This window comes from Macrococcus sp. DPC7161 (assembly GCF_004117835.1).
In the GTDB taxonomy this organism is placed as follows: Bacteria; Bacillota; Bacilli; order Staphylococcales; family Staphylococcaceae; genus SDSC01.
This window is the reverse complement of the sequence record NZ_SDSC01000009.1, coordinates 58,250-70,655: the sequence shown is the minus strand read 5'-3', so window position 1 is coordinate 70,655 and position 12,406 is coordinate 58,250. Positions and strand designations below refer to the sequence as shown.

The window sequence follows — 12,406 nt, the reverse complement described above, 5'->3', positions numbered from 1 at the left end:
TTTCATTTGTCTGGTGACGATGGCAAAGAGGTCACACCTGTTCCCATACCGAACACAGAAGTTAAGCTCTTTAGCGCCGATGGTAGTTGGTCTTACGGCCCGTGAGAGTAGGACGTTGCCGGGCAATTTTTATTTATCCACAGTAGCTCAGTGGTAGAGCTATCGGCTGTTAACCGATCGGTCGTAGGTTCGAGTCCTACCTGTGGAGCCATTAGGCCCCTTGGTCAAGCGGTTAAGACACCGCCCTTTCACGGCGGTAACACGGGTTCGAATCCCGTAGGGGTCACCATTTGGAGAATTAGCTCAGCTGGGAGAGCATCTGCCTTACAAGCAGAGGGTCGGCGGTTCGATCCCGTCATTCTCCACCATTTTTATGTTAACAATTTAATTATATATCGGAGGGGTAGCGAAGTGGCTAAACGCGGCGGACTGTAAATCCGCTCCTTCGGGTTCGGCAGTTCGAATCTGCCCCCCTCCACCATCTATTGGGCTATAGCCAAGCGGTAAGGCAACGGACTTTGACTCCGTCACTCGTTGGTTCGAATCCAGCTAGCCCAGCCATTTTAGAGCCATTAGCTCAGTTGGTAGAGCATTTGACTTTTAATCAAAGGGTCAGAGGTTCGAATCCTCTATGGCTCATCATTAAGCATCCATTATGGATGCTTTTTTTGTTTTTCTCTTTTTCTTTTTTCTTTTTTCTTTCCTTATAATGAATAGCAATACATCCAAATACATAAATATCCATTTTATGCATTTATGCATAAAAGTATTGATAAAACGCTTACATGTGATATAAAATGAAACTAAGAGTATTTGAATATTCAGATAATCATATCATTTTATATTAAAGGGGAATGTAAGATGTCAAAGCAAATCGAAATTATTGGTGCACCTAGTGCATTTGGTCAACGTAAATTAGGTGTTAATTTAGGTCCAGACGCTATGCGTTATGCTGGATTGGTAGAGCGTATTGAGGCGATTGGGCTAGAGGTTATTGATAAAGGTAATATCGAAGCACCAAAATTAAATATGAAAAAGTATAAAAGTGAACAAGATGGCGGTTTACGCAATTTAGAAGAAGTAAAACAATTCTGTGAGGACTTATGTGTATCAGTTGATGAAACAATTGCTAGTGGTAAATATCCTTTAGTCATTGGTGGCGACCATTCTATTGCTATGGGAACAATTAGTGGTGTTAGCAAACATTATAATGATTTAGGTGTGATTTGGTATGATGCACACGGCGATTTAAATATTGCTGATTCATCTCCATCAGGAAATATTCATGGTATGCCATTACGTGCATTAATTGGTGATGGACATCCTGACTTAGTAAATATCGGTGGCTATAAAAACAAAGTTAAAGTAGAAAATATTGTTTTAATTGGTATGCGTGATTTAGATGAAGGTGAAAAAGCGTATATTAAAGAAGTAGGTATTAAATGTTATACAATGGCTGAAATTGATATGCTTGGTATGAAAACAGTTATTGAAGAAACATTAGCTTATTTAGATCACTGTGATGGTATTCATTTATCATTAGATGTAGATGCACTTGATCCAGTAGAAACACCAGGAACAGGAACAACAGTACCAGGTGGTATCACATATAGAGAAAGCCATTTGGCTATGGAATTGTTACATGACAGTGAAAAGATTACTTCTATGGAATTGGTAGAAGTAAACCCATTAATTGATATTTACAATAAAACAGCTGAACAAGCTGTTGGTTTATTAGGCTCATTCTTTGGTGAGAAATTATTATAGATATATAGATGAATATTTGTTTATGTTTGTATACATGTTTGTATTCATGTTTATGTTCATGTATACAGTAAAAGACCAATCACTTTAGTGTTTGGTCTTTTTGTTTATTTATCGGCAGTTACTGCATTGTCTTGAGACTTCGTATTTAATTGTTTATCAATATTAAGTTTAGGTGTATCTTCGGTCATATGGATGACTTGAATGGTTACATTTTCTTTTCCAGATTTATCATGTGCTTTTTTTGAAAGTTTTTTGATTTCTTTTTTGAAATCCGCATATGCTTCAGCACTGATTGTAATTTTATGCTGCACTGCAAGTTTCTTGTTGATTGGACTGAATTGAATAAGTTCAGGGTTAATCATCAATTGGCTTGCAACGGGTTCATAGTATTTTTGGACGATGCTGTGTTTTTGTTCAGTTCTAACCATAACAATTAAGCCATGTTTTTCTAATTCACGTAAATGGTAATGTACCTTTGCACGTGGTATGCCTAACGTATCAGCAAGTTGTTGTCCAGTTTGTTCAGTTTCAGATAATAATTCTAATAATCGAATGCGAAATGGATCACTTACACATTTAAGTTGTGCCAAATTATTAATGACATATAGGTCTAGCATAACGAATTCTCCTTATTATATGATAAGTTAATTATGTATAAAGTTTAAGAAAGTGTCAAAGAATTACACAATTGTATAGTTTTTTTTACAAAAAATTAATTTTATACATAATATCTTTCATTATTATTACAAGAAAAATTTAACATTTAGTTTTTGTAGTATTTTGTTATATAATGATATAAGTATCATAAATGAAAAGGGCTTTTACAGGAGGTCGTCATATGTTAGGTGAGAGAATAAAAGAACTGCGTAACCAAGCAAATTTAACACAACATGAACTGGCAGAAGGTATTATTTCTAGAACATATTTAAGTTTAATTGAGAAAAACAGTGTCCATCCATCAACAAACGTACTAAAAAAATTGAGTGAACGTTTAAATTGTACGTTAGAAGATTTTACACGTGAAACGAAAGATAATAATGTGAGTTTACTTGAATTGAAAAAAGAAATTAAATGGGCTGAAGGGCAAGTTAACTTATCAAACTTTGATAAACTTGAAGATTTTATTGAGAAAGAATATGAATTAAACGAAAAAATAAATGAATATGAAAGAGGAATAATTTATTGGGTTTATGCAAGTTATGCTCACTTTAAAAATGATGATGAAAAAACTTGTGAATATTTACATATGGCTATCGAACTTGTAAAAAATGCACGTAATGTGAATGTTTACTTGAAATGTTTAACTTTATTAGGGCAAATAACTTTTGATAAAGGTGAAAAAGTAGAGGGTATTGATATTTTATCAAAAGCGTTACATATTACTATATATGAAAATATAGTTTCTTTAGTTAAAATTAATATTCTTTGGACAATAGCTGAAATGTATCGTAAAATCGGAGAAAATCATGTTACAGTTCATTTTTGTCATGAAGCTTTAGAATTAAATAAAAAATTACAATCTCATCACCGTGCATTAGAACTTGAAGTGACATTATCAAAGGCATATTTGTCTTTAAAAATGTATGAAAAAGCAGAAAATCATTATAAAAATGCGATAAAAATTGCATCGATTTATTATACAAAATTTGAACATATTGCCTACATTAATAATTTAGGTATGTTATACAGTGAGCAAGGTAAATATAAAGAAGCGTATCAACTTTATTTAAAATGTATAGAAATGTTGGCTGAAGATGATTATGTCCATCCTTACAAATTTTATATTTACATGCATTATGCAAAAGCTTGTAATGATATGGGTTATTATGAAGAAGCACTTCACGTGATTGATAAATATGCTAAAGATGATGAAACAGGCTATTCAAATGAAATATTAGGCGATATTTATTACAATAAAAATGAAAAAGAAAGGGCGATTGAACAGTTTTTAATTGCGGTAGAAGGTAGAGAACCAAATTATTATCATGCGATGATTTATCCAAAAATCGCCAAAGTTTATCAAGAACTTGGTGAATATGAAAAAGCATTTGAATTTTATGAAAAATCAATCGTTAAGATTAAAGCATTTACATCAGAAGTGATATAATAATTAAATAATACTTTTTGGAGGAGATACAATGCAATTAACGCATCTGTTTGAAAATGTCAGTATGCTTAAAATCATCACAAGCATATTGGATTTGTTAATTGTTTGGTATGTCATCTATCTTTTGATTAATGCAATTAAAGGTACGAAAGCCATTCAATTATTAAAAGGTATCTTCTTTATTCTGATTGGTAAAACAGTTAGTGATTTTTTAGGGTTAACAACGACTTCAAGAATCTTTCAAATCGTTTTAGAATGGGGTTTCCTAGCAATTATCGTTATCTTTCAACCAGAGTTAAGAAGGGCGCTCGAACAATTAGGTAGAGGAAGTCTATTTAAACGTGGCAATTCAAATAGTAAATTAGATAAAGCGAAATTAACAGAAGCAATGGTTAAATCTGTTCAATATATGGCAAAGCGACGAATCGGTGCATTAATTGTATTTGAAAAGGAAACAGGACTTCAAGATTACATTGAAACAGGTATTCCAATTCACGCCGATATTTCTTCGGAATTATTAATCAATATCTTTATACCGAACACACCTTTACATGATGGTGCGATGATTATACAAGGTGATAAAATCGCAACTGCGGCAAGTTACTTACCTTTATCGGATAGTGCTAAAATCCAAAAGAGTTTAGGTACAAGACATAGAGCGGCAGTTGGTATTTCTGAAGTATCGGATGCATTTACAATTGTTGTATCTGAAGAAACAGGTGCGATATCTGTAACATATAATGGTGGACTGCGTAAGGATGTTTCTATTGAAGTCTTTGAAGCTTTATTAACTGAACATTGGTTTAATACCGAGGCTGTGAAGAAAGGGGAGTCGACTAATGCTAGAGAGTAAATGGGGTTTAAGGTTTATTGCATTAGTGCTTGCACTATTTCTTTTCTTTACAGTAAATGATGTATTTAAATTCTCAGACAATCAACTGAGTACCAATTCACAAACGGTATTAGAAGATGTACCAGTTGATGCCATTTATGATACAAAGAATTTATATTTAAGTGGTGCACCAAAAACAGTCAATATTCGTATTTCAGGACCACAATCTATTGTGAAGAAGACAGAAAGCATGATGGACTTTAAAGTATTACTTAATATGACGAAAGATGATATTGGTTCACACAAAAAGAAATTTATCGTTTCAGGAATGTCTGATAAGTTGAAATACGAAGTAATGCCTAAGTTTGCAAATGTGACTTTATCTGAAATGACTAAGTCAACATATCAAGTACAAGCTGAAATTTCACCATCACGCATTGCAACAGGTTATGAATTAATTGGTGAAGAAGTTGATCCATCACAAGTAACCATTATCGGTGGTGAAGAAGAAATCAAGAAAATTGCTTATGTTAAAGCAACATTAGCCAACACTGAAAAAATTTCAGAAAATACAACCGAAGAAGCAGAAGTTGGTATATTTGATGCAAATTTAAATAAATTAGATGTTACAGTACAACCAGCAAAAGTAAAAGTGAACATCAAAGTGAAAGCAATCAGCAAAAATGTTAAAATAAAAGCGAAAGAAACAGGAAAGCTACCGGATGATATCAAATTAGATAGCATTGAACTGTCTGATGATGAAGTAGAGTTATTTGGTAATCGTTCAACATTAGATGGTATTGGTAGCATTAGCGTTTCTGTAGATTTATCAAAGATTACAAAAGATACAACTTTAGAAGAAGAAATACCATTACCGAAAAATGTAACAAGCTCAAAACCTAAAAAAGTAAAAATTAAAGTCAATGTATCAAAAAATTAATAAATTTGGACTTAAAAGGAGTATTTATAATGGGAAAATATTTTGGAACAGATGGTGTACGTGGTGTCGCTAATAGTGAATTAACACCTGAATTAGCATTTAAGTTAGGAAGATTTGGTGGTTATGTATTAGCACATAACGGTCATGACAAACCAACTGTAGTTGTTGGTCGTGATACACGTGTTTCAGGTATTATGTTAGAATCAGCACTTGTTGCAGGTTTATTATCTACAGGTGCAGAAGTAATGCGATTAGGTGTCATTTCAACACCAGGTGTTGCTTATTTAACACGTGAGTTAAAAGCACAAGCAGGTGTTATGATTTCAGCAAGTCATAACCCGGTTCAAGACAATGGGATTAAATTCTTTGGATCAGATGGTTTCAAATTAAGTGATAGCCAAGAAGCTGAAATTGAGAAATTATTAGATGCTGAAGAAGATACATTACCTCGCCCAGTAGGTGTAGATTTAGGACATACTTCTGATTATTTCGAAGGTGGACAAAAGTATTTAAGTTACTTAAAATCAACAATCGAAGGCGACTTAGAAGGTATGAAAATCGCATTAGACGGTGCACACGGTTCAACATACTCATTAGCACCTTACTTATTTGGTGATTTAGAAGCGGATACAGTGACTGTTGGATGTAATCCAGATGGAAACAATATTAACGATGGTGTAGGATCAACACATCCAGAAAAATTAGCAGAATTAGTTGTTGAATCTGGTAGTGATTTCGGTTTAGCATTCGATGGCGATGGTGACCGATTAATCGCAGTAGATGAAAAAGGACAAATCGTTGATGGTGACCAAATCATGTTCATCTTAGCTGAAAGCATGAAACGCCGTGGCGAATTAAAAGATGATATGGTTGTTTCAACAGTAATGAGTAACTTAGGATTCTATAAAGCACTAGAACAATATGATATTAAAAGTGACAAAACTAAAGTTGGTGACCGTTACGTAGTAGAAGAAATGCGTCGTGGATCATACAATTTAGGTGGAGAACAATCAGGACATATTGTAATGATGGACTATAACACAACTGGTGATGGTTTATTAACAGGTGTTCATTTAGCAAGTATCATTAAACAATCAGGGAAAACATTAAGTGAATTAGCTGGACGTATGGTGAAATACCCACAACGATTAGTAAACATTCGCGTTTCAGATAAACATGCAGTTGAAACAAACGAACATGTTGCTGAAAGTATTAAACAAGTAGAACAAGAAATGAATGGAGAAGGCCGTGTATTAGTACGTCCTTCAGGAACAGAACCATTAGTTCGTGTAATGGTAGAAGCAAAGACTGACGAAGATGCAGAAAGATTCGTAAACAGTATTGCTGATGTTGTACGTGAGCATATGGGATTATAATTTTTAATTATAGGATGAGACTTTGAGTCTCATCTTTTTTTTGTGGTGAGGTTTGTTTGTGTCGAGTGGCTAGTATTGGTTAAATACTAGCCACTGGGGCATGAAAACAAGCAAAAAATCCTGTAAAAAAAGCCCTCATATTGAGGGCTTTATGATTATAATCCGTTATATACGTCTACGATTTCTTTAATTAAAGCATCATCGATTTTAGCGTATTGTTTTAAGAATCCTTCTACACCGTTTGCTTTGATGTATTCATCTTTTTCAACGGCTTCTGCATCTGTAGCATCACTGTATTTTAATAAGTAAGCTGCCATATGCACTAAGCTGTCATGTTTTAAACCTTTTTCAAATAAGTAACGTAATGGTTTAATGATTCGATCTTCTGGTGAAATCTTACGTAATGGTGAACGGCCTACACGGTTCAACGCATCTGACAGGTATGGATTTTCGAAGCGGCCGATGATTTTATCAACATAAGCTGCTTGTTCTTCACGTGTGAAGTCATTATATGCAGTTACTAAATATTCGCTTGTTTCAGCTAATGTATCGCGTACTGCTGTCACAACGTCTTGGTCTTGCATTGCTTCGTCTACTGTTTTGTACCCTTTAAATGTACCGTAATATGCGATAAATGCATGTCCTGTATTTACTGTCATTAATTTACGTTCAATGAATGGATGTAAGTCTTTAACGTATTTAACGCCTGTTAATTGTTCACCAATCCAAGCATCACTTTCGATAACCCATTCAAAGAAAGGTTCTACCATTACGTCTAATGGGTTTTCTTGTTTTTGAATTGGTACGATGCGGTCAACGGCTGAGTTAGGGAAGTGGATATTCTCCATTTCAGCAACACCTGGTGCAATTTCTAATACAGCTTTCTTTAAAGTATCTGTAGCCATAATTGCATTCTCACATGCAACGATGTTTAATGGTTGTTTGGGATTACGCTCTAATAATGTGCTTGCAAAGCTTTTTGCGATGATTGGTAAAATGGATACCCCAACAGCACAAGTGATTAAATCCGCTTCTAAAATCGCTTTTTTTAATCCTTCAGCGTCTGTAATAGAGTTAATACCACTTACACCACTAACAGTTTGACGTTCTTTAGCTTCTTCAGCAATAATTACGTCGTATTTTTTGTCTTTGTTTAATAAATCAATAATTTCAGCATTTACATCTGCAAAGGTTACTTCGTAGTTGTTATCAAATAATACTTTTCCAATAAATCCACGACCAATATTTCCAGCACCAAAATGTACAGCTTTCATTATAATTCCACCTCACTGAAGATTGCATTAATTTCTTCTGCAGAACCTGCATTAATCACGCGTTCAACATTTTCTTCATCAGAGAATACGATTGCGATTTGGCTTAATAAATCTAAGTGTTCTCCGTCTTTACCAGCAATACCTACAACGACTTTAACGATGTTGCCATCCCAGTCTATGCCTTCTGGTGCTTGAATTAATGTGATACCAGATTTTAATACAGCTGCTTTTGCTTCATCTGTACCGTGTGGGATTGCTAAGAAGTTACCCATGTATGTAGAAACGATGCTTTCACGTTCTTTCATTGCTTGGATATAATCTGTTGTCACTGCACCGATTTCAACTAATTTTTTACCTGCTACTTCAATAGCCGCTTCTTTAGATGCGATTGTTTGATTGATTAAAATATTTTCTGTTGGTATTAAGTTTGACATAATATCACTCCATTAATTTAATTGATTTTTAATGTATTTAAGTAAAGATTGTTTCAAATGATTTGTTACGAACGCTGAATCGCTAAATATTAATTCAGGTTCATCAATGTGTTCCATTAGTAATACACTGAGTTCACTCATTAATGAGCGTATTTGTGTATGTTCTGGTAAAAACATAAAAGCAAGGTATTTCGCTTTGCCATATGTTTGATCCATTGCTTTTAGTTTAACATGATGGTTGCACGTCACCAAAATGATAACTGGTTGATGGATATAATCTGTCACAAGGTGAGGAATCGCAATTTCAGTATTTGTAATTAAGAATCCTTGAACTTGTTCACGTGCAGTCAAAGTATCCACAAACGCTTTTTTGTTATCAATCGCTTTTAATTTTGTTAAGTGTTTCTCAATAAATGATGTATAGTCATCATCATCCATTGTTTCTATGTATACGCTTTGTATCAATTGATGCCCTTCAATGGTGTAAGCCATCAAATCGTCATATTGATTTGTATCAATCACTTCAGATTTGTTCACTTTTTTAGGTTGTGCGTGAAAGACTTGTGCGAGTACTGTTTGATCACGTTCTGGTAACAGTGGATTTACAACGGTATGCGTATGTTCAATGTCTAAGCTAACGGTTGAAATAATATGATCATATGCATTTAAATCTAGTGACTTCAATTCACTCACTGAAGCTTCTTTAACTACTTCGACATTACTGAATCGCTCTTCAATCTTGTGTGAAAGAATACGACTTGTACCAATGCCACTAGTACATACAACCAGTACATTGAGTTTCGTATTTTCTCTGTAAGACCCACCAAAGTGAAGTGCGACAAAAGCTATTTCACCTTCAGGGAATTGATACTCAGGGAAAACTTCCTCTAAACTCAAAGCCACTGCATTAAATATTAAAGCATAGTCCGTTTTAATCATTTCTGTTAGAGGATTGAATGTTTCTAAGCCGCCTTCTAAGCGATTTAATGCTGGACCTAAATGGAGCAGTACGCCTTCATAAAGGGCTTGAGAAGCATTAAATTTAAGATTTGAGTAGGTTTCAACAGCACGAATCAACTCATGTGTCTTTAAACTTAAATCCATATCTTTAGACTCTGAATGTTTACGTTTCGCACCACGAAGATGCATTGTAATAAAAATCTTTTCCTCTAAGTCGATTGTGATATGATAGACTTCTTCAATACGCTTTGCTAAATTACAACTCACGTCAAATTCTTTTGTCGGAATTAAAGTATCAATTAAATTTTGTTCAATCGATACTTTCTCATGTGATTTAATACGTTCAATCGCAAGTACGATATGAATGGTTAAAGTTAAATAAGCCGTTTCAGTGAGCACATATGGTAGCTCAATTAAAGCATCCATTAACAAGCGCTCAATATTAAAGATTTGATGCATATCAATATCTAATAATTTCTCATCATTTAATGTTTGATAAACAAAATGATCTTCAATCACAGAATAAACAGAAGTAGAATTTAATTTCTCTAACATGATATCTGCAAGACATTGCCTGCGATTCACTTCTTCACCGACTAGAATTAAACCTTCACCACGTTTTTTTAATAGAGACAGTTTGTAGTTATTTAAATCTGCTTCTAAAAGACCGATTTCCTTATTCAATTTATTAATTGAAATACCAACCTCATTTGCAAGGCTGTAAAGTTTAACAGGATCTTTTGCTTTTATTAGTGTGTAGAGAATGATTACTTTACGTTCATCAACCGATAAATCGATGGTCTTTTCACTTGCTAAAGTATCGATTAATAATTCGAAATCCGCCTCATCCCCTGTGATACGTAAACCTTTATTCGTCATGCGCTCCAATTGTAAGTTAAAACGTGCTAACGTTTCTTCAACATACACCAACTCACGATGGATTGTACGACTTGAAACCCCTAAATTTTGAGCGATGTGATGAATCGTTAAAAAAGAGTGTGGATTCTTTAGCAAACTCTCAATGATATTCTTCTCACGATGACTCATTTGCATAAAATCCACACTCCTTTTAAAAGTAATTTATTCAATTGGTTACTACATATTTTAATTTAATAATTGTTTGTTTGTCTAATTATTGATACTTTTTCAAGTTCTCAATTAACTCATCATAACGAGGTGAGTTTAAGAAATTATCTACAGAAATGTGAATTGCATTTGGTACTTGTTTGATAGCGCGATCAGTTAATACTTTTTGAGTGATAACTAAATCCACATCGCTAGGTAATTGGTTGATTGCTGTGTTTGTAACATCTAAGTTGATACCTGCTTTTTTGAATTTATTACGCATCATACCTGCACCCATCGCAGATGAACCCATACCAGCATCACAAGCGAATATAACTTTTTTAACTTTAGAGTAGTCATGCGCATTAACATCTTCAGTTGCATATTTATCTAATAATGCATCTTCAGAAGCTTCAGTAGTATCTTCTTTAACTAAAGCACCAGCAACAGAAGATTTTTTACCTTTAGTTTCTTCCATTTTTGCAGTAGCAGCAGCTAAATCATCGCTACTTTCTTTATCTTTAGAGAATTTTAAGATTAAAGAACCAACTACGAATGATACTAAAGCGGCAAGTAATACGCCGATAATCATATGAATGTGTTGCCCTTTAGGTGTAACAGCAGCATAAGCTAAGATTGAACCAGGTGCTGCTGGTGATTGTAAACCAAAATCAACCATTGAGAAGTAAGCAACGCCAGTCATACCACCAGCGATAGCTGCGATAATCATTGCAGGTTTCATTAATACATATGGGAAGTATATTTCATGAATACCACCCAAGAAGTGAATTAATACAGCACCAGGAGCAGTAGCTTTTGCTGTACCTTTACCAAATAACATGTAAGCTAATAAGATACCTAAACCAGGACCAGGGTTAGATTCTAAAGTGAATAAAATCGATTTACCAACTTCAGTAGCTTGTTCTGTTCCAAGTGGTGTTAACACACCGTGGTTAATTGCATTGTTTAAGAATAATACCTTTGCAGGTTCGATTAATAATGAAGTTAAAGGTAATACATGGTTATGTACTAAGAACTTAACGCCTTCACCTAATATTTTCATGATCCAACCTACGATTGGAGATAACCACAAGTATGAAGCAATCATCATACCTAAAGCTAAGAAACCAGCAGAGAAGTTATTCACTAACATTTCAAAACCAGTTTTAATTCTTGGTTGTACTGCATTGTCAAATTTCTTCATTAACCAAGCAGTTAATGGACCAACAATCATTGCACCAAGTAACATTGGTTGTTGGAATGCTGCGATGATACCCATTGTTGCAGCTGCACCAACGACACCACCACGTACGTCATGTACAAGTTTACCACCCATGAATGCAATCATGATTGGAATTAAATATTGAATTGTAGGTCCTACCATTGTTGCTAATCCTTTGTTAGGGAACCAACCTACATCAATAAATAAAGCTGTTAAGAATCCCCAAGCGATGAAGATTGGGATATTCGGCATTACCATACTACTTAAGAAAGAACCGAACGCTTGAACTTTACGTTGAACGCCACTTTTTTGTTCTGCCATTTATAACACTCCTTTTTTTAATAAACATTAATTATTTAAGACACCTTAATCATAAGCCCAAATTAAAGCGCATACAATTCATACTTCATTCAACTTTGTCATAGTCAT

Annotated in this window: 10 protein-coding genes, 6 tRNA genes and 1 rRNA gene; 12 read left to right on the top strand and 5 right to left on the bottom strand. The window is 34.2% G+C overall.

What is annotated here, in order from left to right:
• The first annotated feature begins 9 nt into the window (after positions 1–9).
• The 8 genes from rrf (at position 10) to rocF (ending at position 1,767) form a co-directional block, all read left to right on the top strand.
• Positions 10–124: ribosomal RNA gene (rrf, locus tag ER639_RS10655) — 5S ribosomal RNA — on the top strand.
• Between the two features lie 12 nt (positions 125–136).
• Positions 137–211: transfer RNA gene (locus ER639_RS10650), tRNA-Asn, on the top strand.
• 3 nt (positions 212–214) lie between these two features.
• Positions 215–289, top strand: a tRNA-Glu gene (locus tag ER639_RS10645).
• A 3-nt stretch (positions 290–292) separates the two neighbouring features.
• A tRNA-Val gene (locus ER639_RS10640) sits at positions 293–368 on the top strand.
• Positions 369–397: 29 nt separating this feature from the next.
• Positions 398–481, top strand: a tRNA-Tyr gene (locus tag ER639_RS10635).
• Positions 482–486: 5 nt separating this feature from the next.
• Positions 487–561, top strand: a tRNA-Gln gene (locus ER639_RS10630).
• A 5-nt stretch (positions 562–566) separates the two neighbouring features.
• Positions 567–639, top strand: a tRNA-Lys gene (locus ER639_RS10625).
• Positions 640–861: 222 nt separating this feature from the next.
• On the top strand, positions 862–1,767 hold the full coding sequence (gene rocF, locus ER639_RS10620; RefSeq protein WP_129065770.1) for an arginase: 906 nt from the start codon (positions 862–864) through the stop codon (positions 1,765–1,767).
• Positions 1,768–1,871: 104 nt separating this feature from the next.
• On the opposite strand, the gene ER639_RS10615 is transcribed toward rocF, so the two are convergent.
• The gene (locus ER639_RS10615; RefSeq protein WP_129065769.1) at positions 1,872–2,384 is read right to left on the bottom strand and encodes an ArsR/SmtB family transcription factor; all 513 of its coding nucleotides are present in this window, start codon (positions 2,382–2,384) and stop codon (positions 1,872–1,874) included.
• A 221-nt stretch (positions 2,385–2,605) separates the two neighbouring features.
• On the opposite strand from ER639_RS10615, the gene ER639_RS10610 reads away from it, so the two are divergent.
• Genes ER639_RS10610 through glmM form a run of 4 tightly spaced genes read left to right on the top strand, consistent with a single transcriptional unit; the run spans position 2,606 to position 7,022 of the window.
• Positions 2,606–3,874 (top strand): helix-turn-helix domain-containing protein, encoded by a 1,269-nt coding sequence (locus ER639_RS10610; protein ID WP_164993430.1) that lies wholly within the window; start codon positions 2,606–2,608, stop codon positions 3,872–3,874.
• Positions 3,875–3,905: 31 nt separating this feature from the next.
• The gene (gene cdaA / locus ER639_RS10605) at positions 3,906–4,727 is read left to right on the top strand and encodes a diadenylate cyclase CdaA (RefSeq protein ID WP_129065767.1); all 822 of its coding nucleotides are present in this window, start codon (positions 3,906–3,908) and stop codon (positions 4,725–4,727) included.
• Positions 4,714–5,646 carry a CdaR family protein gene (locus ER639_RS10600; protein WP_129065766.1) on the top strand — a complete coding sequence of 311 codons (933 nt, stop codon included), beginning with the start codon at positions 4,714–4,716 and terminating at the stop codon, positions 5,644–5,646. Before cdaA ends, ER639_RS10600 begins: the two co-directional genes overlap by 14 nt.
• A 29-nt stretch (positions 5,647–5,675) precedes the next feature.
• A complete protein-coding gene (gene glmM / locus ER639_RS10595; RefSeq protein ID WP_129065765.1) occupies positions 5,676–7,022 on the top strand; it encodes a phosphoglucosamine mutase in 1,347 nt (448 codons plus the stop codon).
• A 155-nt stretch (positions 7,023–7,177) separates the two neighbouring features.
• Here glmM and ER639_RS10590 read toward each other — a convergent pair whose 3' ends face one another.
• From ER639_RS10590 to ER639_RS10575, 4 genes are all read right to left on the bottom strand, one after another.
• Positions 7,178–8,296, bottom strand: a complete 1,119-nt coding sequence (locus ER639_RS10590) for a mannitol-1-phosphate 5-dehydrogenase (RefSeq protein WP_129065764.1) — start codon at positions 8,294–8,296, stop codon at positions 7,178–7,180.
• Positions 8,296–8,730, bottom strand: a complete 435-nt coding sequence (locus tag ER639_RS10585; RefSeq protein ID WP_129065763.1) for a PTS mannitol transporter subunit IIA — start codon at positions 8,728–8,730, stop codon at positions 8,296–8,298. The genes ER639_RS10590 and ER639_RS10585 overlap by 1 nt, the downstream gene beginning before the upstream one ends.
• Positions 8,731–8,742: 12 nt before the next feature.
• Entirely contained in the window at positions 8,743–10,743 is a 2,001-nt protein-coding gene (locus tag ER639_RS10580) for a BglG family transcription antiterminator (protein WP_129065762.1), read from the bottom strand.
• Positions 10,744–10,822: 79 nt separating this feature from the next.
• Positions 10,823–12,298 (bottom strand): PTS mannitol transporter subunit IIBC, encoded by a 1,476-nt coding sequence (locus ER639_RS10575; RefSeq protein WP_129065761.1) that lies wholly within the window; start codon positions 12,296–12,298, stop codon positions 10,823–10,825.
• Positions 12,299–12,406: the final 108 nt, after the last annotated feature.

Excerpts from the sequence above, each read along its gene's own strand:
- rocF (WP_129065770.1), top strand. The coding sequence starts at position 862 with ATGTCAAAGCAAATCGAAATTATTGGTGCACCTAGTGCATTTGGTCAA.
- ER639_RS10615 (WP_129065769.1), bottom strand. The coding sequence starts at position 2,384 with ATGCTAGACCTATATGTCATTAATAATTTGGCACAACTTAAATGTGTA.
- ER639_RS10610 (WP_164993430.1), top strand. The coding sequence starts at position 2,606 with ATGTTAGGTGAGAGAATAAAAGAACTGCGTAACCAAGCAAATTTAACA.
- cdaA (WP_129065767.1), top strand. The coding sequence starts at position 3,906 with ATGCAATTAACGCATCTGTTTGAAAATGTCAGTATGCTTAAAATCATC.
- ER639_RS10600 (WP_129065766.1), top strand. The coding sequence starts at position 4,714 with ATGCTAGAGAGTAAATGGGGTTTAAGGTTTATTGCATTAGTGCTTGCA.
- glmM (WP_129065765.1), top strand. The coding sequence starts at position 5,676 with ATGGGAAAATATTTTGGAACAGATGGTGTACGTGGTGTCGCTAATAGT.
- ER639_RS10590 (WP_129065764.1), bottom strand. The coding sequence starts at position 8,296 with ATGAAAGCTGTACATTTTGGTGCTGGAAATATTGGTCGTGGATTTATT.
- ER639_RS10585 (WP_129065763.1), bottom strand. The coding sequence starts at position 8,730 with ATGTCAAACTTAATACCAACAGAAAATATTTTAATCAATCAAACAATC.
- ER639_RS10580 (WP_129065762.1), bottom strand. The coding sequence starts at position 10,743 with ATGCAAATGAGTCATCGTGAGAAGAATATCATTGAGAGTTTGCTAAAG.
- ER639_RS10575 (WP_129065761.1), bottom strand. The coding sequence starts at position 12,298 with ATGGCAGAACAAAAAAGTGGCGTTCAACGTAAAGTTCAAGCGTTCGGT.